At 59.1% G+C, this 22,174-nt stretch carries 18 protein-coding genes; 3 read left to right on the forward strand and 15 right to left on the reverse strand.

All coding sequences use genetic code 11. The features are described 5' to 3' along the window. Positions 1 to 25: 25 nt before the first annotated feature. The 4 genes from NRY95_05390 to NRY95_05405 all read right to left on the reverse strand — a co-directional run bounded on the left by NRY95_05390 (position 26) and on the right by NRY95_05405 (position 4,706). The gene (locus tag NRY95_05390; protein UYC17397.1) at positions 26 to 1,864 is read right to left on the reverse strand and encodes an asparagine synthase C-terminal domain-containing protein; all 1,839 of its coding nucleotides are present in this window, start codon (positions 1,862 to 1,864) and stop codon (positions 26 to 28) included. A 14-nt stretch (positions 1,865 to 1,878) separates the two neighbouring features. After that, a complete protein-coding gene (locus NRY95_05395; GenBank protein UYC17398.1) occupies positions 1,879 to 2,580 on the reverse strand; it encodes a lasso peptide biosynthesis B2 protein in 702 nt (233 codons plus the stop codon). After that, on the reverse strand, positions 2,559 to 3,914 hold the full coding sequence (locus NRY95_05400) for a tetratricopeptide repeat protein (protein ID UYC17399.1): 1,356 nt from the start codon (positions 3,912 to 3,914) through the stop codon (positions 2,559 to 2,561). Before NRY95_05400 ends, NRY95_05395 begins: the two co-directional genes overlap by 22 nt. Positions 3,915 to 4,124: 210 nt before the next feature. Then, complete coding sequence (locus tag NRY95_05405; protein ID UYC17400.1) at positions 4,125 to 4,706, reverse strand: GntR family transcriptional regulator; 582 nt, start codon at positions 4,704 to 4,706, stop codon at positions 4,125 to 4,127. A 415-nt stretch (positions 4,707 to 5,121) separates the two neighbouring features. On the opposite strand from NRY95_05405, the gene NRY95_05410 reads away from it, so the two are divergent. Continuing rightward, on the forward strand, positions 5,122 to 6,672 hold the full coding sequence (locus tag NRY95_05410) for an MASE1 domain-containing protein (GenBank protein UYC17401.1): 1,551 nt from the start codon (positions 5,122 to 5,124) through the stop codon (positions 6,670 to 6,672). Here NRY95_05410 and NRY95_05415 read toward each other — a convergent pair. From NRY95_05415 to NRY95_05425, 3 genes are all read right to left on the reverse strand, one after another. Then, positions 6,622 to 7,044, reverse strand: coding sequence for a hypothetical protein (locus NRY95_05415; protein UYC17402.1), 423 nt, complete (start codon positions 7,042 to 7,044; stop codon positions 6,622 to 6,624). The genes NRY95_05410 and NRY95_05415 overlap by 51 nt on opposite strands. A gap of 128 nt (positions 7,045 to 7,172) precedes the next feature. Continuing rightward, positions 7,173 to 9,005: a TraI domain-containing protein gene (locus tag NRY95_05420; protein ID UYC17403.1), complete on the reverse strand. Its 1,833-nt coding sequence runs from the start codon at positions 9,003 to 9,005 to the stop codon at positions 7,173 to 7,175. A 207-nt stretch (positions 9,006 to 9,212) separates the two neighbouring features. Next, complete coding sequence (locus tag NRY95_05425) at positions 9,213 to 9,614, reverse strand: helix-turn-helix domain-containing protein (GenBank protein UYC17404.1); 402 nt, start codon at positions 9,612 to 9,614, stop codon at positions 9,213 to 9,215. Between the two features lie 500 nt (positions 9,615 to 10,114). On the opposite strand from NRY95_05425, the gene NRY95_05430 reads away from it, so the two are divergent. After that, positions 10,115 to 10,663: a hypothetical protein gene (locus NRY95_05430; protein ID UYC17405.1), complete on the forward strand. Its 549-nt coding sequence runs from the start codon at positions 10,115 to 10,117 to the stop codon at positions 10,661 to 10,663. Between the two features lie 85 nt (positions 10,664 to 10,748). On the opposite strand, the gene NRY95_05435 is transcribed toward NRY95_05430, so the two are convergent. Then, a complete protein-coding gene (locus NRY95_05435; protein ID UYC17406.1) occupies positions 10,749 to 11,156 on the reverse strand; it encodes an H-NS histone family protein in 408 nt (135 codons plus the stop codon). A gap of 301 nt (positions 11,157 to 11,457) precedes the next feature. On the opposite strand from NRY95_05435, the gene NRY95_05440 reads away from it, so the two are divergent. After that, a complete protein-coding gene (locus NRY95_05440; protein ID UYC17407.1) occupies positions 11,458 to 11,823 on the forward strand; it encodes a DUF3742 family protein in 366 nt (121 codons plus the stop codon). A 4-nt stretch (positions 11,824 to 11,827) separates the two neighbouring features. Here NRY95_05440 and NRY95_05445 read toward each other — a convergent pair whose 3' ends face one another. The 7 genes from NRY95_05445 to NRY95_05475 all read right to left on the reverse strand — a co-directional run bounded on the left by NRY95_05445 (position 11,828) and on the right by NRY95_05475 (position 21,959). Continuing rightward, on the reverse strand, positions 11,828 to 13,357 hold the full coding sequence (locus NRY95_05445; GenBank protein UYC17408.1) for a conjugal transfer protein TraG N-terminal domain-containing protein: 1,530 nt from the start codon (positions 13,355 to 13,357) through the stop codon (positions 11,828 to 11,830). 13 nt (positions 13,358 to 13,370) lie between these two features. Further along, a complete protein-coding gene (locus tag NRY95_05450; GenBank protein ID UYC17409.1) occupies positions 13,371 to 13,718 on the reverse strand; it encodes a hypothetical protein in 348 nt (115 codons plus the stop codon). Continuing rightward, entirely contained in the window at positions 13,715 to 15,076 is a 1,362-nt protein-coding gene (locus NRY95_05455) for an integrating conjugative element protein (protein UYC17410.1), read from the reverse strand. The genes NRY95_05450 and NRY95_05455 overlap by 4 nt, the downstream gene beginning before the upstream one ends. Before the next feature lie 50 nt (positions 15,077 to 15,126). Then, entirely contained in the window at positions 15,127 to 16,077 is a 951-nt protein-coding gene (locus NRY95_05460; protein UYC17411.1) for a TIGR03756 family integrating conjugative element protein, read from the reverse strand. Continuing rightward, positions 16,074 to 16,511, reverse strand: coding sequence for a TIGR03757 family integrating conjugative element protein (locus NRY95_05465; GenBank protein UYC17412.1), 438 nt, complete (start codon positions 16,509 to 16,511; stop codon positions 16,074 to 16,076). The genes NRY95_05460 and NRY95_05465 overlap by 4 nt, the downstream gene beginning before the upstream one ends. 323 nt (positions 16,512 to 16,834) lie before the next feature. Beyond that, positions 16,835 to 17,314, reverse strand: coding sequence for a tetratricopeptide repeat protein (locus NRY95_05470; GenBank protein ID UYC17413.1), 480 nt, complete (start codon positions 17,312 to 17,314; stop codon positions 16,835 to 16,837). A gap of 1 nt (position 17,315) precedes the next feature. After that, on the reverse strand, positions 17,316 to 21,959 hold the full coding sequence (locus NRY95_05475; GenBank protein ID UYC17414.1) for an RHS repeat protein: 4,644 nt from the start codon (positions 21,957 to 21,959) through the stop codon (positions 17,316 to 17,318). Positions 21,960 to 22,174 lie beyond the last annotated feature (215 nt).

The following is a 22,174-nucleotide window of genomic DNA, read 5'->3' on the forward strand; positions in this document are numbered from 1 at the left end:
CGCGGCCGGTGATGCAGCCGCGATCTCATGCGGCCTTGGAGCTGCCGTTGCTGATCCGCTTCCAGGTCTGCAGCCAAGCTTCAATGGCGTAATACGGCAACATCATGAATCCGAATTTCTGGACCTTGTAGTCGTTGCGCGCAACAAAGGCCTGGACCTCTTGCCGTGAGATCATGCCGCGCGCGGCGAGTTCGCCTTCGGCCAGCGCCTGCAACAATTGCTGACTGTTCGCCTTGATGTGTTCAGCGAAGAATTTTGTCGACTCGCCTTTCGACGTGCGCAGGCGAATCTGCTCGGAGAGCATGCCAGTGAAGGCGGTTCTTGCCAGCCCCCGGCTGCGCCCGTTGGCGCACAGCAGGTAGGTGGGCAGGCGCAGCGACAACTCGATCAGCGGCTGTGAGATCAACGGGTGGATCATTTCCTTTGGGCCGTAGTGATCCAGCGACTCCCGGACCTGGTACAGGTGTACCAGATAGCTGATCTGATCGAACTTGGCGGGCGGCACGCCACGGGCCTGTCGCGTCCACACCGGCATGCAGTCTTCGGCGACCAGGGTGTCAAAGGCGCGCTGGTTGACGCCGGTGCGACGTTTCTCGATGTCTTGAACCACGGCGCTGCGATGCGTTTTGCCGAACCGATAGGGCAAGGTGTCCCGCAGCACATGCCAGATCGAAGTCTGCGAAAGCCTGGCGGAGCGGAGAAGCTCAGCCGGCGCATCCAGGCCCAAGGGATGATGCGCGAGATAGTCGGCGAATCCCAAGGTGCTTCTGCTGTGTAGGAACAGGTGGTCGCCCCCTTGTCCGGTGAACAGCGCCCTGCCGACATCGGTATTGGCAGCCAGGCGCGATGCTAGTTCCTGCCCAAGAAACTGGCGGTATGGGCGTGCGGTTGGCGGGTGCTCATGGACGCCGGGGAGTGGCCGGGTGGGTTCCTCCAGCACCTCGATCAGCGTGTGCCCGGTGTGCTCGGCGATAATGCGCGCGTATCGGCGTTCGGTCGCGTCTGCAGCGCCCATGACGAAGTGGACGGCATTGACCTTGGCCGGATCTGTGGTCTTGGCCAGGCAGGCCAGCACGATGGAGGAGTCCAGGCCGCCGGAGAGATTAACGGTTATCTTCTCGAAGGATTCGCCCCAGGTGCCGACGACGGCCTGCGTGGTCTCCCGCAGTTCGGCGGCCGCATCCTTGAGGGAGGGGGCATGGACGTCCAGGGCGATCTGCCTGGGATCCCAGATCAAGTCCGTGGTCGGTGCCGCGCCGGAGATCCGCAACCGCTCCCCACCGAGCAGTTCTCTGACCTCGTTGAGGCCGGTTTCACCGTGCTGGATCTTGTCGTAGGCCAGCACCCTGGAAATGAAGCGCTCGTTGATGGTGAACGCGCCCATGTCCAGGAAAGGGCACTTTTCCAGATGCGAGAAGACCAGCGTCAGGCCTTGCTGTTGGGTGTAGAAGCACGGGATCGAGGAGGTCGGGTCTGCGATGACGAAGGTGTCGTTGCCGCAATTTAGGAAGGCGACGTAGCTGCCCCAGTAGTCCTTGACGATCGAGCGGCATTGCGAGGCGAGTAGCCGCTTTGTATCAACTTCACCCAGGCGGGTCAGTACGGCCCGGGAGCCGGACAGGCTGGCGGATGTGTCGAACAGGGTGCCGAAGACAGCCCCCACGGCGCGACCTTCGTTGTCATTGAGGGCAAGGAGCGTCTCCCCGCCCTGAAATGCATCCAGTGCATACAGTGCAAAGCCTTGCCCCACCAGGCGGTGGACGGACTCGCCGAGGGCGGCGCGGACCTGGACCGCCAGCCGCGTGGCCGCCGCTGCCGCGCGTGGGTCTGCCTGGTTCCAGAGCATGGCGAAGAATGCGTGCATGGCGATCTGCCTTCCTAAGCCAACATGATGGGTTTGAATGCGAGCGTCTTGTCGTAGTCCTCATTGAGGACCACGTGATCGAACTCCACCCAGCAATGCGCAGAAAATGGCACCAACCGGACTGCAAAGACCCAATCGGCCGACAGGCCGAAGCGGGACAGGTACTTGACCAGGAACAGGCTGGTGAAGAAGCAGGCATCGTACGAGGTGTAGAAGAACGGGGTCAGGCCATGGAACCGCTCGGTGAGTTCGATCGCGCGTTTGCGCAAGTCCGCACGCGCATCCGGAAGCCCTGATTTCCAGTGCTTGACTGCCTGGAGCGTCCGGCTCACGTCCGTCTTGTTGTGCCGGTGCGATAGGCAGCTCGCCATGTAGGTCATGAAGAACCTTGGTGCGTCCTTGACCGAGGCCGAAGGCGGGACATCAGCCCCGCGCATGAAGACGGAGTATTCCGGAGTCTGGTAGTGGATCTCCTCGATGGGCTTTCCGCCCTCGCTTTGGGTTCTGACGAGCCCGCTTTGCGTGAGCCGGTCTGAGAATTTCAGGGCGTTGGTCGAGAGCGTGCTTGCGTTCCCTGATTGGCGTATCTCCGAGAACCACTCTGCCTGGGCACCCGTAAGCGTGAGGTACTTGTCCTTGGCCGAATCCAGGAACAGGTAGGTGCCGTCGATTTCGCGGAAGAAGACGTTGTGGTCTAGATATAGGCGTTCAGACATGGTGCCCTCTCGATGTCATCGTCAACCGGGATCGGGGATTGGCGCAGCAGTGCTCTGGCCTTGGCGCGGTCACCGAACAGCAGCGACTGCCTGGCACGGGTCAGTGCGTAGTAAGCACGCACATGTGGATCGACCTCATACAGGGCCGGCGAACTGATCGCCGAGGCGAAGCCGGGGTCGGGGAACTGCCAGCGCGGGCCGTATGTTTCGGCCAGATACCGCTCGGGCGCGTCGGGGATGCGCCAGCGAATGCCACCGTAGTCCCGCTGGTCCAGTCCGAAGACTTTGAACCGCCACTGGGTGTCGCCCGGTCGGTCGGTCATGCCGCAGAAGATGTGGTCGCCAATCCTGTCGTGGACAAAGAGGTCGATCCCCACGCCCCGATGGATCAGGGCGATGTAGCGGGCTCCAGGTTGGTGATCGTGACGCAGCAGCAGGGTCGGGTGCTCGCGTACGATGGCCACGACGTCCTGCTTATCGTCCGCTTGCCGCATCACACCGATGTCCACATCGCGGTCATGTGAGAGTGGTCCGCCGTCGCGGTGAAACCCCAGCAGCGTGCCGGCCACCAGAAAGGGCGCGAGGCCATGGGCTTCCAGTATCTGGATGACGTCACAGGCGGCCTCGATGGCAGCGTTGGGCTTGAACGGATTCGGAAGCGGCTCTCCCGGCATGGCCTTGGGATCTAGTGAGAACAGTGCCTCGCGCTGGTAGCAAAACGCATCCTTAAAGGTTCCACGGCGATAGGCGGCACGCGCCAAGCTGTTGTAAGCCGCAGACGCGTTGGGGAATCGGGAAATGCGACGTGAAATGAACGCAACTGCATCGGCGTAGCGGTGGGCGTTGATCAATGCGTTGGCGCACTCGACGTGGAGCGAGGCCGGCACCTCCGGCTTGCAGCAAAGGCGTTCGAGTGCCTCGGCGGCGCAGCGGACGGCCTCCTGCCTTTCGAGTTCGTCCGAGGTGATGTCGGCGATCGATCCCCAGGATTGCCAGGCATCTTCGTCGCGGCTCACAGCTGTACGGAAGGCTGCAAGCGCAGATGCCCGCTCGCCAAGCGCATTCAGTGTCAAGCCACGACCATGATGCAGGGCCGCGTGGTCGGGCCTGTCGGCGAGAAGGTGGTCGTAAACGTGGAGTGCGGGCTCATGCTCGCCAGACCGCAACAGGGCGGCCGCCAGATTGAAGCGAGCTGTTGCGTGGCCCGGACGAAGGGCAGCGGCCCGTTCGAAATACAAGATGGCGGCATGGGATTCTCCGCCGCGCATCTGTTGCATGCCGAGGCGCATACACTCGCTCCAAGTCTCCATCCCCACGAGCAGCGTCGCGGCCATGGCCCCCGACTGTGAGGCAGGTATTGACGAGCGGGTCCCTTCCATCTTTCAGACCTACAGTTGCACTGTCATGACCACCATGACAGTGCAACTGTAGGTCTGATTTCGGCCTATAAGAAGCTTATAGCGGGAATATAAGCCAATTATATCGTTCGGATCTGGGGTGGGCGGTTCAGGATAGGGTCGCAGCGATATGCTTCGCGCAACGTTTCAGTCGCTCGGGCGGAGATGGTTTAACCGCTCTACCAGATCAGGAACGAGCTCGATTCGGCGGCTGTTATAGGAGTGCAATGCATCCTTGAATAAGTGAACGTCGCCGAGTTGCCAATGCCTTAGCAGGTTCTCGTATTCGGTAGCCCAGTCGTCTGACACTTGGTCTTTTACCAATGCAACAGGAACGGTGCGGTCGAGCGTGTTGTGAATTGCGACGCCTAATTCCTGATTGCCGGATTTGTCAGCCAAGGTGCGAAACAAGACTTCGATAGTGGCTAGCGATGGATCGGAGTTATTTATGTTGGCGGCTTCGGCTGCTTTTAGCGCGGGCTTGAAGGACTGATCCAGTGATTCCAACACAAGATGGTATTGCCATTTATAAAGATCACGCAGGCCGACCTCGCTGATGCGGACTGCATAGAAGCCCTCATGATCTCTTGCCTCAATCAGGCGTTCACCAGCAAGTCGATAGAGGGCTTCCCTGACCGGTATGATGCTGCTCGAAAAACGTCTGGAAACCATGGCCGCAGAAATCGGGTGGCCAGACGGGAAGGCACCAGACTTGATGTCTGCTTTCATTGCCTCATAAATTCGAGCAGTTAGGGAAAACCTCTCCGCCATGAATTGGACCTCGCTAATTTGAAGGCGAGCTATTTGGTTCATAGAGAGCTCGCCGTTCTGCTTCCTTCTATCTATCAAAGCGCCTATCAGGGCGTGTTAATTGTCTGGGTCGTAATCTATTTGCGAGTATTGAGCTTTTCGTTATCAAGATCAATTAGCATTCTTGAACTAGGACTTCATATTTCTCGCTGGCCGCTGGCCGCAAGGCGTGGGCCACGGCAAAAGATGGTCCCTCGCTTCAGCTATTCGCGGTTCCTCAAAGTCGAGCCAGCGTCGGCCGCTGCTGATGGGAAGGCCCTGCCTGGAACCCAATTGTCTACTTCCGCTGACTCCGGCTGTTGTAAGGTGACGCCGCCGCCCCACGGATGGTCTTATGGCCGATTCTTTGAAAACTATTGTGCAAGGAACGTTACTGGCCATCGGCTACTGCTTGGCATTCCAGGCCGCGTGGCATTGCTCTTTCGATCAATGGTATTTACCTGCCGGCCTGCGCCTCGCGGTTCTCCTATTCGCCCCATATCGCCTTCTTCCATATTTCCTGCTGGGCGACGCCGCGGCATTGTTGATGTTGCGTGTGCCAGCGATCACGAGCATGGGCGTGAATCCGACGTGGGCCTACTGCAGCTCCTGGATCCTGATGCCGGCCATCTCCGCCGTGCCACTTGCGATCCGTGCAAGGTTGCGGGATCTTCAAAAGCGTGAAGCAGTGCTCGTCCCCATGCTGCTCCTTGCCGCCGTATGGGGCGCTCTGTGTTCTGTCGGCATCAATATCATGCTGGATGGACCGAAATCGACGATGAGCTGGGAGAAGCTGGCGCGGTTCATCGTCGGCGACTACCTCGGAATGATGATGGTTATTTTGCCAACGCTGCTATGGCTGCGCCGCAACGATGATGAGGTGCCCGGCCGGATCCTCCCACATGTGGGGTGGGCGGTCGCGACGATCGCGACGGTCTCGGGCTTGGTTGTTTTTGTGCCAGACGACACGATCCGTCTTGTCCTAATGGCACTAATGATCGCCCCTGCGATCATGCTAACCCGCTTGCACGGCTGGCGTGGCGCAACGTTAGGTGTTGTGCTTGCCAACGTCGCGATTGCTCTTTCGCTGCCTCGAACTGGTGTATTGGGCACCTACGACGAGGCAGGATTTCTGGTGCAGGTTTTGCTCGCAATAGCTGCTACAGGACTGTTCGTCCTGGGCTCGCGGATCTCAAGTGCAGTAGATGAAACACGGGCAAAGATTCGGGGGCAAGAGCAAGCGGTGCGTTCAGCGCGGCAGAGCTATCTGTGGTCGGAGCGGTGTCTTCGAGACCGTGTGGTCCAGTACGTTGATGTCCAGGTACAGGTAAACAAGCTTCGCCGCGACATCGAGACGTATCTGAAATCTCGTGGACAACATGACGCAGCGATGCAGATGGTACGCACGGGGTTTATCCAAGCCCAACTGCTCAATGACTACGTTACCGCGTTGTATCCATTGCAAATTGAAACGCATGGGCTGTTCCACGTGTTGCGCTCTTCGTCGTTCGCGAATGTGTGCAACACCGAGATCGAGGCACGCGTTTTGCGAGGGCAACCGCGAGACTTGTCGATCGGACTTCAGTTGGCGGCTTATCGCGGCGTCCTGCAGGTGATCGAACAGCTTCCGCGCTCTGACCGGCATGTGATCAAGGCCCGTGTTTGGAAAGCGGGTGGCGCTCAAGGCATCGCGGTATCCGTGAGAGTGGATGGCCGGAGAGTCATTGGCGTGAGGCAGACGGAACTAGATGGTGATGGCGAGATGGTGAGCCGTTTCCAGGCCTATGGCGGCACCTACAAGCGCCGCCATAGGCTGGCTATCAGCTTCCTCGTTTCGGAGGCGAAAGGAACGAGATCAGTCTTTCGTTACGATGATCCAGGCACGGCTGTTGGAAGTTTCCTGTAGATACACCGAGATTTTTTCTGCTTCATAGACCTTTTCGCCTTGCACGCTACCGGTGGAGCGCAGGATAGAGACGCGATCTGCGTCGCTACCAATCGGCATCACCCACGCGGTGCTATCAATGCGTCCGACGGCACCACGTACGCCGCCGGTGGCGTCATTAATTTGCAGGTACGTCACCCCATCGCGCATGAACTCATAGATGCGCACGTCTGCGACCGTCGACAGGTTGGCCGCTTTCGGTGCGCTTTCGCCCAGTCCCGTGCTTGCGACAGGGCCATGCCCGATGTCTGGGCAGCAGGCTGATGCATTGTGGGCAATAGTCAATCCTACGATTCCGGCGATGACCGTAGATACGATACGGATCTGCGACATGGCTGTGTCCTTTCCCATAGAGGGATATCCGCCTGCGATTCAGGCGATCCCTACGGTACGCGAAGCAGCCGTCGTATCGGTTGACAAATAGGAGCGATCGATCCGCGCTCTAATCGATATTCCTGAATCTAGTCCGTTGCCTTGAGACGCAAATATGGATTGTTCGCAGGCGTCTCCGCAAAAATGCGCGCAGGGTCGGCTAGGAGATATCCGTGCAGCCGGCGCGATTTTCGTGGCCCGGTCACGTCGCACGTCCAGATGTTCAGGCCATTGTCCTGCTTGCGGTGGATCTGCAGTTTTTCAAACCGCTTCTGCACCCATTGCCAATCCGCCACCTCATCCTTCTTGGCAAGACCGGCCACCTGGGGATGCTCCTGGGCATAGCGCTGGAATACACCTGGGCTAACGAGGTATGCGGTGTCGGCCACGCTGTGCACCAATGCTTTCGCATCGTTGATGACCAACTTGCGGGCTTCGATGTGGCTGCGTAGCCATGTAACGAAGTGTTCGCCAGAGGGTGAGGCTGGTCCACCGCCTTTCGCTTCCGCCGGCTGCTGCGTCGGTAGACCAGCAGCCGGCGGACCCAGGTCGTCGGCGTCGGGGAGCATGGGCGGGATGTTCGCGATCGACTGCGGTGCTGGCTCGCTGTCCGGTGCACCGAACAGCTCCAGCAGAGCGTCTATGCCATCGGTACCAGGTGCGGCAGGTGCTGGAACGGAAGCCGTGCCAGAGGACGAGGGCGCGCTGCCAACCGGTGGCGATGCGGAGCCGGCAGCTGGCGGCGCAGAGGAAGCCTGCCCCGACGCGGGTTCCTCCTGCACGACTTCGACGGTTCCGGCGAATGGTGCCGGGCGTTCACTTCTTTCCCAGATGAGCGAGGGGGAGAGCCGCAACAGCGTGAACGTGTGTGTCCAGCCGCTGTCGCTCGCTACGACCGCTCTCCAAATGGCCTTGTCGTCCGGTGTGGCCTGCAACATGCCGTGGTCTTGCAGCACGTTGAAGACGGCCGTGTTATTGGCAGGGATACCATCAATGCCCTGCGACAACAGGTGTGCTCGCAGCTTGTCTGAAACCGTTTTGCTGACCAGCCACAATGCGTCTTGCGTCAGCCATCCATCCGATGCTTGCGGCTGGTTCAGTTTCAGCTCCTCTTTGAGTAGGTAGCGCAGACCTTCCAGCAGCTTGCGCTGCAACGCGTGCTTCGGTGCAGCCAGGGCCTTGGCAGGGTCGCCGCCGAGTTCCTGGGCAACAGAGGCCCGGTCCGCCTGCGTCACCAGTTCGCCCAACACTCCGGCGCGTTCGTACTGGCCAGCGAGGACATAGAGCAGCGCCGACCAGAGTGGAGGGTAGCCACTGAGCCAGTCGAGGATCTGACGGTCGAGCACGCGGTTGTACAGGAGCCCGGTGGCCGCGCCGTGCAGACGATATTCCCGATCGCTGCGGTAACGGAAGCGGTATGGCTGCTGCAGCGGCCCGTGCCAGGGATGCCAGACGTTGCCGTCGCCACAGTCAACCTCCAGATCGACGGCAATTTTCCCAATGTCGTGCAGGAGCGCTGCGTAGGCGGTCGCCGCCGTCCAGGCCTCGGCTTGTGCAGCCTGATCTTCTGGGGTGGTCCCTGCCGGGAGCAGATGAGACTGCCGCAGCTTGAGTGCATAGGCGACGATTTCCAGCCCATGGTCGAGCATGCCCCCAGCATAAGCGTGATGGTGCGATTCTGACGCGGGGAACTGCTGGACCAGCTCTGCGTAGCGATGCAACGGTGCGAGGTAAAGCTTTGCAAACTGCGCGCGCGGAAGCGACGTACGTTGCCAGATATGCTCGAGCAAGCGCTGACGGCGAGGAGTTGCCAGCAGGGTGGTGGCGGACGCCGGCTGCAGCAACCCTTTTTCTTTTTCCATCCGGGCGGGTGCAGGCGGTGGAGGTGGGGCAGGGGTCTTTCGTTGAAACAAAGAGAACATGGTGGCACCTGCTGGAACCGGCGACGACGCAGATCGCCCCTCTTGTTCTTCGACACAGGTATAGCGCCGACGACACCGCTGGGACGACCAACAATGCGGGGAGTTCGATGTCCGGTTGAATGTTTGCGGGGTGCAATTCTGTCAGCGCCTAGCCGTGGCGAGCAGCTTCTTCGCGAGCATGCATCGTCGATTGCTAATAGACGACGGTTACCGCTCTTCGGTCAACACGCCAACAAAGGAAAGCAGACGGCTTCTGACGCGCGGTGGCAATTGCAAGAGATGTCCAATGAAGTCACGCCCTTCGTTGGTCGCAATGTAGGCGATCAACTTGCTGGATTTTGGAGCGATGTCGGAGAGCTCTCCTGAACCAGGCTCCGGTAGACCTTCGAAGAACGAAGCAACAGGCACCCTCAGATGGCCAGCTATGTCATAGAGCATTGAGCCGCTAACGCGATTTTTGCCGCTCTCGTATTTTTGGACCTGCTGGAAGGTAACCCCAATGCCCTCAGCGAGGCTGACTTGAGATACATCTGACTGAATTCTGCAAAGCCGAATCTGTTGCCCTATATGGCGATCAACCGGATGCACTCCGCCACCTTTTACTCGCATCGCATATGCTCCTGCAATCTTGTTTGCACTTCATCGCGTATCCCATCTCTAAAAGTCATTGCGACAAAATATGCGGTATTCGGTTCATCCGGCATCCGGAATTATGATGCAAAGTGTGTGGAAGTGCAAAAGCTTGATCCCTTGCCGCAGATCTGAGTAGCGCCTTTTCCTTTTCAAGATAGGCCCATTTCCCTTGGCTCCCTTCCATTCTCCCCTTGTTAAAAAGCCTTTTTCGGGTGCACCGTTTGGATCTGCCGAAGTTATCCTCTCAGATGATTGATCCATCACGATTTGGCGTGACCACTCGCGGGTGTCGTTTGCCACAGTAGCGTAGCTGTCTATCGGCTACACCAGTGAGGAATCGATAGCCGCGTATACCAGTACGGACTACGCCTATTCACATCTGGCGCTGCAGTTGCTGTATTAGCTTTATATCCGCCCAAGTTGCTGTGAAAGATCGGCCGGGATGTTCCGGCCGATCTGCTGAGAGGGATTGAACTATGAAATGCGTAGGAATTGCACTGTGGCTCTGCGCCGGTCTGTCGGCTACGGCACAGGCGGCTGAAGGCAAGGCAGCGCGGCCGGCCAACCTGTCGGAGAACTACGTGGGTTCACCGAGCGAACAACTGGAGTTGGCCACCGGGCCGATCGTCCAGCAACTGCGAGAGCAATATGCGGGACGTCTTGCAGGTATGTTTTTGGAACGGGACCAGCGCCAGATCGTGGTGCGGCTGACTGGCCCAGAGCGGGTCGCGGCCGAGACGCATCGAGTGGGTGGCGGCGATTTGCAGGTCGTGTTCGAGCCGAACGCCGAGCACACGTTTGCCGAACTCAACCAGGTCATGGCCAACAACGACGACAAGATCGCCGAGGCATTGCCGACCGCCCATGCGCGCTATGTGGACGAGCGAACTGGCGAGGACGTCATTGCGATTGCACCGGATCCCTCGCTGGAAGCGAAGCGGAAAGCCCTAACGGGCGCGCTGGGTGTCCCGGTGCGGATCGTCGTGGAAGAGCCGGTCGTGCTGCAGCCAGCGATGCGGAAATAAGGGACTGGCAGGCGGTTCGAAGAAGAGGTACTCGTAACCTCCGCCGCGGGGTCGCGCGGCGGACAAAGAGACGGACCTTACTGGTTCAACCTGGGAACGCCGGGAACTTCTGGTCGGGATGGCGGGCCTTCCACTCATTGTAGGCGGCGGTGCCTTCCCAGGCGGCGAAGGCCCTGGGCATGCGACCGCGGCCACTCCAGGTTTCATGCGAGTGCGGCAGCCAGTATTTTGGAACGGCCTCACTGCGCGTGGCATTGGCCGATTTTTTGGGTTTCTGCTCCCCCGCGCCGACGAGAGTGGCAACTTCGGCCTTCTGCTTCGCGCTGAAATGGGAGCTGAACTCGGCCAGGAGTCTGACGATGGCCGAGAAGGCCTCCATCGCCTGTGACTGGAGGAGCTGCGCTTCCTGTACTTCCAGTTCGCGCAGTTCCTCGGCGAGCTTGGCTTTGGCTTGGGTAATCGACTGCAGGTTCACGGTCTTCTTGTCGCTCATCGGATGTTGTTCTGCATATGGTGGAAGGATCACGGTGGGCTTTTCGGGAACGAGATCTGACGCGGCGACAGCTGTCGCGTCCATGTCTTGCTTCCAAGCGTGTCTGGTCAGCTAACGATCGGTCTTCAGGCGATCTGACCCATTCTACGTATGATCTGAAAGCGAGCCAACATAGTTGCTCGCCTAATCGCGGTTGAAAAAGACGAATGACCGTAGCAATATTGATGAACGCTGGCCTGTTTCAGCAGGCGATCAGAACCCCCTTTCTGAGCTGATGCAGCACTGATGGGAGAGGTACACCATGGCAACACGTGCACATGCGAACCGAGGAGCTTTCCGGCTGGGCCGAATGATGGGCCGAGCCTGGCGCGGTTATGTGTGCCGGGAGCGCCACGTCGCTCACTGGCTGGTGGATCGCGGCTTGCCGACGGTGGGCGCGGGGGTGCTGCTGTGGTCCATCAAGGTCGCGCTGCTGGCCGCGCTGCTCTATCTGGCGTTCTGGCTGACCTTCGCGTTCGCTTTGGTCGTCGCGTTTGGCTGGATGGCCGCGAATGCGGATTTGGAACCGCAGGAACCCAAGTTGGAGTGGCAGGATGGCCATAGCGGTTTTGGTTTGTACGACAGGAACGAGTGGCGGCACGATCAGGGCGATCCTGACCGGCAGTGACAACTCACTTAAGGATCGATTTGGCAGCGGCCATGGTGGTACGGCCACCTGCAGCTCCGGCCGATTTAGCATCTGACGTCGCGGTCGTAAGTCCCCCAACAACGTTGCCTGCACGAACGCCGACCCAAGTCAGCGCTGTTACCCAGAAACCGGGTAGAACGATGAACATCGTCGCCATGACGAAATTCAACAGCATGTCTCCAAAGGCATTGTTCAGTCCCATCACCGGATCGAAGTTGCTGACCGGGCGGTTCCAGCCCCATCCCCAGCCGTAGAGCGCATCGAGGATCGTGCTGTCGATCCAGCGGGCAAGCTGGAACCAGAAGTCGACGAAGAACAGCGCGAACTGCACGACACTCACCGTGACCAGGTTCTTCAGTTCATATGTGCCGATCACCAGCACCAACGGGATGCAGATCACCAGCGCCATCTTGAGCAGCGCCAGCACCATCGGCAGCGCCTGCCGCATCACGTCCATCGCTGGGAAAAATCCGACTGCTCCGACCGCCATACCCACGTCGCCCGCGCCACGCGCCACAACGTTCGGCAAGGTCTTGTCGATCTGACCGCCGTAGTCCGTGTAGACGTCGCCCTGGTTCAGCTTCTGCTGCCGCGGCGCGGCGATCGCGCGGATCACCGAGTCGTCGAGGTCGGTCTTGGAGATGAAGCCAGCCCAGTTTCCCATACGCGACAGCAGGCTCGGGTCGACTTGGGCCAGGAGGCGGGAGCGCAGACCGGTGCTGCTATCGCTCCACCATTCCTTGCAGTTCGGATATCCGGCACCGCTCGGCACCTCGGTCAGGCCCGCATCGCGGTTGCTGTCATAGGGCCAGGATTCGCGCGGCGTGCTCGATCGATACGTGTCGTAGTAGCCAGGGGTATCGATGAAGAACCGCGAGCCGATCCAGCTTACGTCGTGCATCTGTTTCTCGTCGAGATCGGGACGAGTCATGAACAGCTTGGCGCGCGCGGGGCCGTAACAGTTGAGCGCGAAATCCGTGACCTCCTGAGCCAGGACCGGATCATCGATCCGCGTGTTGTCGATATCCATGCGCATCTGCCGCAGGTCTGTCCCGCAGGGGATCGCCGCCACGGCCGCACCGGTCACCGCCCGCGAGATCGCGTGCATGAAAAACCACCAGACGGGAACCTTCGCCGACTGATTGTTGAGCGTCGTGAAGGACTGCGACCAACCGGTCTGGTCGGGCGTGGGCACACTTACCTGACACTGCGAGGAGCGCGACTGGTCGAAATTGATCGTGTTCATGTCCACGTCGATGAAGGGCATGCCCGCAAACATGATGACGATGATGGCAACGAACACGCGGTTCTCGATGCGCATCGAACTCAAGACGCCCTTGTTGCCTTCGTCTGCGCCTTCCGAGCGAGCCTTGAGCCATTCCTGCATGATGATGGAGAGGAACGGGATCGCGAAGACGCCGCTGGCGACCAGGACGTTCCAGATACCGTTATGGACGATCCAGCCGACGAGGGTCAGGTAGTAGTCCAGATAGTCGGTTGAATAGAGTGTCATGGCGATGTCCGAGCTAAGCAGATTGCAGCTGCAGGCCTTCGAGCACGGCGAGAGCTATAACCGCGCAAATTTCCAGGCGCATGAGACGCTGGCGCGACTCCGCGTCGGGTTCGCGGCTTTGCAGGCGCTTGCGCATCCACCACCAGCCGCAAGCAACGCCCGCATAGAGCAGGAGGCGCCAGGCCAGAAAGTAGACAGCGTGGTCGCGCATCCAGCGTTCCCAGGTGTCGATGTTGCCGAGCAGCTGTATCCCGGCGAGATTGACTGTAAATGCCGTGGCGAGCAGCAGCGCCGTCCATAGAAGCGCGAGACCGACGCGGCGATTGAACAGCCAGCGGAAGCGTAGCCATCCGAAGTTCATGGATTGCTCCCGCCAGGTTTCGAACGCTGCAACTCGTCGAGTCGATCAGGTGTCGGATCCCCTTGGTAGACGCCCCGCGATCCTGCGGCACGGGCGCTATGGCGCTGGATGATCGCCATGGGCGCGTTGTTTGCCAGTTCGCGGCGCAGCTCCAGTTCGGTCTTGAGGTTGTTGATCTCGCGGTCGAGGACATCGCTCTGCTGCGTCACCGCGCCCTGTGCGAGTTCGTTGGCTGCGACGTTGGGTTCCATCCGCCCTGTCATCAGCGTGCGCTGCAACAGCAAGGCTTTTTCGAGCGTGCTCGCGAGCGCGACTTCCGAGGCTAGCCGCCGGGCAAGGATGTCTTGGTCGGGTTCGTCGCGCAACGCCTCGATGACCCCGCGCGTGATCGGCAGAGATGTACTGCTTGCCGCCTGCAGGTTCTCGAAGCTGGTTGTACGGCTCCCTCCGATCAATTCCTGCAGCGCCTGAAGCTTGGTCTCGTATTCCTCCTGAATGATCGGCGTCAAACCGACACCGGGGACGGTTTGCGTTTTCGTGCAGTTCTCGCACGTGCGCTGCTGCTGTTCCCCCAGCACACGCGTGGCCCATTCGACAGCGCCCTGCGGCGAGTCCCAGGTTTGGCATGCGAGACGGTCGCCGCAACTGGCCGTATCGACCGGCGACGTGTCGTCGGCACTGCGTCCATTGATCAGGTTGTAGCCGGCGCGGGTGACGTCGGCGACCACCTTGATGGGGGCTTGGCCGGCGCCGCCAGCGTTGTCGCCGCCGACCCACGGCACGCCATCGTTGCCTTTGCTGGCCTCGGCTTCTTCGACGGCCGAGACCGCATCGGTGCTGGCGACAGCCTTCTTCAGCGCCATGCCCTCTGCCAGCTGGTCCCAGCCGAGTTGGCCGCCGGCCATGTCGGCCATGCGGTTTGCAATTGCGCGGCACGTCAGCTTCGAGCGATCGAAGTCCATGCGTGCCTGCAGCACACCATTGGTGAGCAGGTTGTAGAGGCCGGGATCGGCGCGTTGGATGATGAGCGCGGGCAGGGACGCCACGGCGCTCGTTGCGTTCTGGACGACACTCGACATGATGTTCTGAAAACCGTTGGTGATGCCGTTGAGCTGGTTCTGGATCGTCGTGGCGATGTTCATGTTTCCGCAGATCAGGTTGCTGTTCCAACCCACGCCCACGCCGATCGACCGCATGTTGGCGGCGCCGGACATCGAGACCGCGCGGCCGCCTCCAATGCTGTACAACACGTCGTCACCGATGACTTTGCCTTGGTACTGCAGGCCGTACTGTTCGGTGCCAGTCTCGGCGCGGATTTCGGTGCTGGTGGTCGCCAAGGCGGCCATCAGCAACGCCATCCCGAGAGGATTGCGAGTGGCGTGGCGACGGGACGTGCACGTTGGGATATTCATCGCATCTGGCCCCATTGGAAATCCGTACTGCCGAGGAACACTTGGCCGCGCCGCTGGCAGCAGCTGTAGGGCCGCCAAAGCGCCCAGGCGTAATCACCCTGCTTGGCCTGGACCTGGGTGCCCTTGTGGGGGAAGACAGCGCAACTGTTCGAAAGGGTAGGGGTCAGCTCCTGCCATTTCCCCGTCGAGGCATCGCCCTCGATCAGTGCGCCTGCTGGCCAGTAACCATCGCTGGCCTTGGCGAGCAGTGGTCGATAGACGTGGATCTGATTGCGGCGAGTGACGACGTCGCCGGCGCGTTGTGCAACCACAGCACCGCTCTTGTAATCGTCGGTCTGGTGCAAGAAACCGCCGCGCGGATAGACGTTGCCCCACAGATTGGAGGCCGAACGCGCGCCGATCTCCCGGCGGCCGGGAATTAGCGCTTCGGGGTAGACCGCTTCCGGTAGGTTGTAGCGCCACGCCACGGTATCGAGCGTGCTGAGCAGGTAAGGGCTGAAGGCCGTGCCAGCCCCTTGGCATGTGTAACCGAACGTCTTAGCGAACTGGTTGAACACCGCACTGCCGGGATGCCCGATCACGTCGGCATTCTTGAACTTGGACAGATTGTTCTCGTGCTCCTGGGCAGTCGTGCCGTCGCCACCAGCCCGAGCCGTCGTGTTGGAGGGGCTCATCACCCGCACGTCAGTCCATGGGTTTTCGCCTGTGTTGGCGTAGCTCGATACCACAGCGTCGGGCACGTAGTGGCGGATCTTCACGGACGTGCGAACGGAGCAGCCGAAGGTGGTGCAGTACAGCCAGTAGCAAATGCCGACGACCCGGTATTCGAGGCAGTCCGTCGATAGCGCTGACGAGACGATGGTCGTTGAGTTGAGAGCGAACGCTGACGATGCGAATCCCAATGCAAGGGCGGCAACGCCAGTGCGAAGGCGTCGGACGCACCTCATGGCTGTGTCCTCCGGTACGCGTCTATCCGGGCGACGGCTTTTGCTACGTCGGGCTCGCCGTAGACGACATAGCGCCGATCGACGACCACGGCTGGCAGGGTGGTAACGCCCAGATCCCAGGCATCAGCTACGCTTTGGTAGGCCGATGCAAGATCGCGCTGTAGTTGGTCGCCGCCCTGCTGCAGACGCTGTTGGGCGATGGCCTGGGCGCGGTTGGGGTCGGCAGGCAGATCGGCCGCAAGCTGCGTCTCGAGGGTGCGGGCAGCGTCGAGGTGAACGACGGTGGCACCGGCCGCTCCTCTCACTGGGACGGACTGGTCGGTGAAGACCGTGATCTCGGTGGCGCTTGCCAGCGGCAGCACAGCCAGCAAGATGCCGGCCGCGACCAGCGGGACGTACAGCGGCCCGGGTGCGGGACGAGGAAGGGGAAGCATGGCCGGACTCCTGCAAGCATGGTTGCCGTGATGGAGCCTGCGAGTTCACCCTGAACCGGGATGCATGTCAGTCTACAATCGGAACGGTGCGATCACCGCATTCGTGGCGACGACCTACCGCCGCCGCTCAACGGCGCAATATGACGTGACCTCGATTGCTGGTGCATCGACAGAAGACGTGCCGCAACGAGCTAGTGGCCGAAGAGGGTTCTCTGCTCGCACTTTTCGAGTCATGGCTAAAGCCGCCCGAATGGGCGACTTTATTTCTTCATCAAACAAGTTATCGGTTTTCGTGTGCGGATCGACATGATCCATGTTACAAATTAAAGTCGAGATCTCAGTTGCTTGGTATCTACTAGGCCTGCCCCTGGGACCCAAAATCTCATATCGTCCGGAAGGAGAGTAATGTCGTTCAGCGCGCGAGATTTTTCATTGACTTCAATTAGGGAAAACGCCCGCAGGAACAGCGCGGAACTTAAATAGTAATCGAAATCTTCTTTGTCTCCGATTTCTATAACGTGATCTAGCGCCTCGATAGCATCCAAGTGTTTTCCAAGCCTAATGTTTGCCCGCGCTAAGTCAAAATAGTCAGAGGGTTCATCAGTGCTCGTTGAAAGGATAGATAAAATATCCACTGCCATTTCAACCTGACCAATGCCAATAAGTGCAGAAGATTTTTCTCTCAGAATTGAGTGATCCGTCGGATCTTGTGACAATATCTCATCGCAAATTGCAATTGCCGTTTTGTAGTCCTCTTTTTCTAAGAGCCTCTTTATTTCGCTTAATTTTTTAAGATTATTCATTTTAATCACCGTAGTCCACGGCATTTCCGCCGCAGCGCTCGCTAACTAGTCCAGCAGCACATCTATAGAGATCCGTGTATCCGCCAGTAACGCCCGTGACGCTTCTTTTTTTCTTTCTCCCAGCTCGCTGAAGCATTTGCTCATAAATAAGCTCACGACATCTTTTAAATGCATTCTCCCATTGCCTGTCGCAGTCGCTTTTGTCTTCGCTCAGGCAGCTTGTTCCAATAGCGGTTGCGTAGGGTGCCATAAAAGGAATGCTGCTGACGGCGGTGAAAGCCAGCAAACCAAGTTGCATTTTTGAGGGTGCCGTTAGCGTAGGGTCTGCGTATCGCTGCCCAGAACTCAAATCTCGTTGGTCTGCGCTATATGGAGCTGCGCCAAAACGAGTCCCGACGAGCCTCGAGGCTTGAAGTCCAAATGAATCGATAGAGTCAATTGGATTTGAATCTACATACGCATAGGTTGAAATGCTGGCTGGAAGACCGATAGGATCACTCTGTACATAGCGGCCGTCTGGCGGCGAGAAGTCTCGGTAATAATTCTGGTTTAGCCCACTGGCTGCATCGTATCGCTGCCCCGGGAAGCGCATGTCGAACACGAAGGCGGTGCCGTCCTTGTCCGGGTCCTGATCCGGCGGGGTGTTGCCGAACGCTTCGCCCTTTAGGTCCCAGGTCCAGATCGCCACGTCGCGGACCGGGTCGATCACGGCACGCGGCGTGCCCAGGTGGTCCGGCTGCACGTAGCGAACGCTGTTCTTAGCCAGCACGCCGACCGGCAGGTCGTCCAGCCAGATCGCCTGCTGCAGCGTGGCGCCATTGGCGTCGTAGTTGCCCAGCCAGTGCCCGCTCTCGTCGTACAGCGTGTAGGTGTTGGTTTTGTCCACCCGCCGCACCTGCTCGCCGCGGCCGTTGTAGCCGTACTTCATCACCACCGTGCCGGCGCGCTTGGCCTGGTTCATCCGGCCCGTGGCGTCGTAGGCGAATTCCTGTGCCGTGCCGCCGATGGACAGCGTGTTGCCGATCGCGTCGTAGGTGCGGGCGGTGCCGGCCACCGCGCTCAGGCGGTGGTTGGTGGTCGGGTACGTGTAGCTCTGGGTGATGGTGTTGACCTTGGCGCTGAGCCGGTTGCCGGTGGCGTCGTAGCTGTAGCCGTCGATCACCGCGCCAGTCGGGCCGTCCTTGAATGCGGTCAATCGGCCCAGGGCGTCGTAGTCCAGGCTGACGACTGGAGCGGTGTTACCGGCCGCGGTCAGCGCACTGAGGTTGCCGGCCGGGTCGAAGGCGAAGCCGGTGCTCAGGCCGTCGCTGCGGGTGTCGCTGACCGCCAGCGGGCGGTAGTCCTGGTCCAGCACGCGCTGCATCGGGCGGCCGTTGCCGTAGGACCAGCTCGCCACCGGGCCGAACGGGTAGTAGGTCGCATTGCCCAACAACACCTGCCGCGTGCCACCCGCCGGGGTCACGCCCACTTCCGTGGTCTGGCCCTGGGTGTTGCGCACGTAGTCCACCGCCGCGCCGTCGGGATAGGTCAGCCGGCTGAGCTGGCCCGCCTTGGTATAGGCATAGCGCAGCACGAACACCTTGCCGTTGGTGGTCTGCACCTTGCGCACCAGGTCGCCGAAGCGGTCGTAGCAGTAATCGGTGGTGCCGCTGCCGTCCTGCATCCGGGCCAGACGGCCGACGGCGTAGGTCTCGCCGCTGGCGCACGTGGTCTGGCTGACGTCGTAGGTATAGGTGACGTTGAGGCTGGTGGTCGGATAGGCCACCCTGGTCAGCCGGTTCAGCGCGTCGTAGCTGTAGGTGGTCTTGATGTTGCGCGCATCGGTCTGCGTAGCGCGGTTGCCGGCGCTGTCGTAGGTGTAGGTGGTAACGCCGGTATCCGGGCTGGTGCGCGTGGTCAGGTCACCCAGGCCATTGTATGCATAGGTTGTATCTAGGCCCTTTGGGTCAGTCACTTTGATCAGGTTATCGAATGCGTCGTAACCGAATTTTGTCTCTGCTGCTATGCCGCCCACGTCCTGCAGCGTGCGCGCCAAGCGATTGAGCGGGTCGTAGTCGTTCTGGGTCTTGTGGCCCAGCGCATCGGTGACTGTGCCGGTATTGCCACTGAGGTCGTAGCCGAAATCGGTGGGGTCGCCTTTAGCGGTGGCTTGGGTCGCTAGTTGCCCGAGTTGGTTGTAGACGCGCGAAAGCGTGCGCTTTAGTGCACCCGAGGCGTCCTTGGTGTCTTCCTTAACCCGGTTGCCGGCGTTGTCCAGCGTGTAGTGCAGGGTGTTTCCGGCGTTGTCTGCGATATCGGTCAGCCTGTGTGCCGTATCGTAAGTGAAAGCGGTGAACGCGCCGTCGGGCTGCGTTACCTGCTTGACCAGGCCGGTCGGCCAGTAGTCGATGCTGGTAGCACGGTTGCTGGCATTGTCGGCACCGCGTACGGTACTGGTGATCAGCCAGCCGCGCGGGTGGTATGCGTAGTCGGTAGTCAGGCCGTTGGCGTCTCGGACCGATAGCACGCGGCCGGCGCCGTCGTAGGAGAGATACTCGGTCACTTGGCCCAAGGCAGTGGTGATTTTCCACAGGTCACCTTTTTTGTGCCCGCAGGCCTGACCGCAGCCTGCATCGTTGTCTGTGTAGTAGGCGAACGCCGTGGTATCGGAAACGTCCACGCGCGGCCCATCCGCGGCCTTGAGCAGCCCTTCTAGCGGGCATCCCGTATTGGGCGCTGCCGCGTCGGCGGCCGTGCAGTAGGTCAGCGTAGTCTGCCTAACACCGGCTGGCGCATTTGCTGCACTGCCGCAGGGATAGTTGTCGTCCGAACTACTGTTGTCGTAGCCGCAATAGGCCAATGGACGCCCGCTGTCGTCTCGCTTGATCGCCTTGAGCTGCCTTCCGAGCTGCGTCTGCTCCGTTCCCGAGACTAGCGAACGCACCACTTGCATCGAATGATCGCGCTGGATGGTCTTCTTTCTCTCTTGGGGGGTGGCGGCTGCTTCTGTGGTGACGTTCGGATAAGTAAAGCTATCCGCATAGGCGATGGCGGTCTTCGTACCTCGCGGATCCGATGCATCAGTCAGCCAGCCCACGCCGTTTAACCAAAAATGATAATAATTGTACGATCCTGTGCCATAGCTCATCTTGGTAATTTGAGGTCCGACGTAGTTATACGCGCGATTTTCCCCAGTTGGACGAACGACCGATGCTGAGCCGTTGGTGTCGTTGTAAGTGATTGTGGTGGTGTCGGCTTTGTCGCTGACTGAGGCGTGCAGGGTGCTGTTAATGGGTCGCCCCTTTGCATCGTAGGAAAATGTTGCGTAGCGCACGTTGTTCTCGGAGATGCCTGTCAAGTGGTGTAGCATCTGCGCTGTTGCCAGACCAGTTTCCGCATAGTGGTAGGTGCGCGTGTAGCCGGGTGTCTCGGCGCTGACCAAGTTGCGACTGGTGTCGTATCCGTAGGTGACAGTCTGACCGTCGCTTGAGGCGATTCCTGCCAGTAGTCCCATAACCGTGTCGTCGGTGTATTTGAGGACGAGTTGGCGTCCGGTGGCGTCTGTCACATAGGAAAGACGGCCCAGCTCGTCATAGGAAAGCGTCACGCTTTTCTGAGGCGCCGACCTCGAATCGATGGCGATAAGTTTTCCTGACGTATCGAATGTCTTGATCAGATCGCCCTGATCCACCATCTTATAGATAGAGCCGACTTTATTGACGGTCCTGCCAGGAAAAGAAGCGGAATGGCCACTGACCCATGGCTCAGTAGTTATATAGGGTTCGAGATTGCCTTTCTCGTCGTTTGCGAAAAGCGAGCCATTCGAATCGAAAAATAGCTTCTGGGCATAGCTATGTGTCCAGCCAGGCGCCATGCCTGGCGCGAATGTCTGCTGCATCGAGTGATAACTACGGATGAAAGGACCTATCGGGAACTCCAGGTCTTTCTCGAAACGTGCTTTGTCACCCGTAGCTGGAAAGCAGGGCTGTCCATTGGCCGGGCAGCTATCGACTTGCAATACCTGACTTGCAATAGATGGACTATATGTGCTTTTGCACAATATGGAGAGAAACCTATGTTCCGGTGGCGTGTAATAGACCGCATCGAAGCCGACGGTGCTATATCTTGATCTGCAGGTGAAGCTAGCTTTTTTTTCAATGCTCCTGTGATCTGTGTAGCCGTCTTTGCCAGTTATATTTATAAGGCGGCTACCGAAAGAAATGCGTTCACCACTGTCCATGTTGACAAATTTTGGATCTTCATAATAAGCCCCTTCGACAGTGTATGTGAATTCCCCTATCTTTTGCTTGACTTCAGCAATAATTGAATCGAGAGCTTTCTTTTCGGAATCTTCGCTGTTCCAATTATAAACTATTGTTTCGGGTCGCTCCAGTGGCACTGCATAGCTTTCTGTCCAATTATTCTTACTGTATTCCGCCTTGTATTTATAAAGCGGAAAATATGTATCAAGCGATGCATAAGCAGATGGGTAGTCAGAATAGTTTGTGCATCCCGCGCGAACACAAACTATGTATTTCCCAATCGACTGCGCATTGCTGACGCTTGACGTGATTGCCAAAACAAACAGTGCAAATATACTTGCATATGCAGAGATTGAATAAAATTTTAATTTTTTCGTCGCACCAAAGGATCGATAGATATTCATAAAACGTCCTGTAAGAATTTCCATATGCAGCACGACTTAGCGGCCAATTTTATGAAGGTATCTAACCCTGCCAGTGCCCGTACTACCCCGCTCGAATAATGCCAGCTTGGAACTGAGATTGGTCAGGCATTTCCATCCCGGTTGTGTACTGCTCCGCACAACTTTCAGCTGGCTATTCAACATGCACTTGGGCCGCGCAATCGTCGCGCCGCCAC

The organism is Xanthomonas campestris pv. phormiicola, from assembly GCA_025666215.1.
GTDB classification, from domain to species: Bacteria; Pseudomonadota; Gammaproteobacteria; order Xanthomonadales; family Xanthomonadaceae; genus Xanthomonas_A; species Xanthomonas_A campestris_A.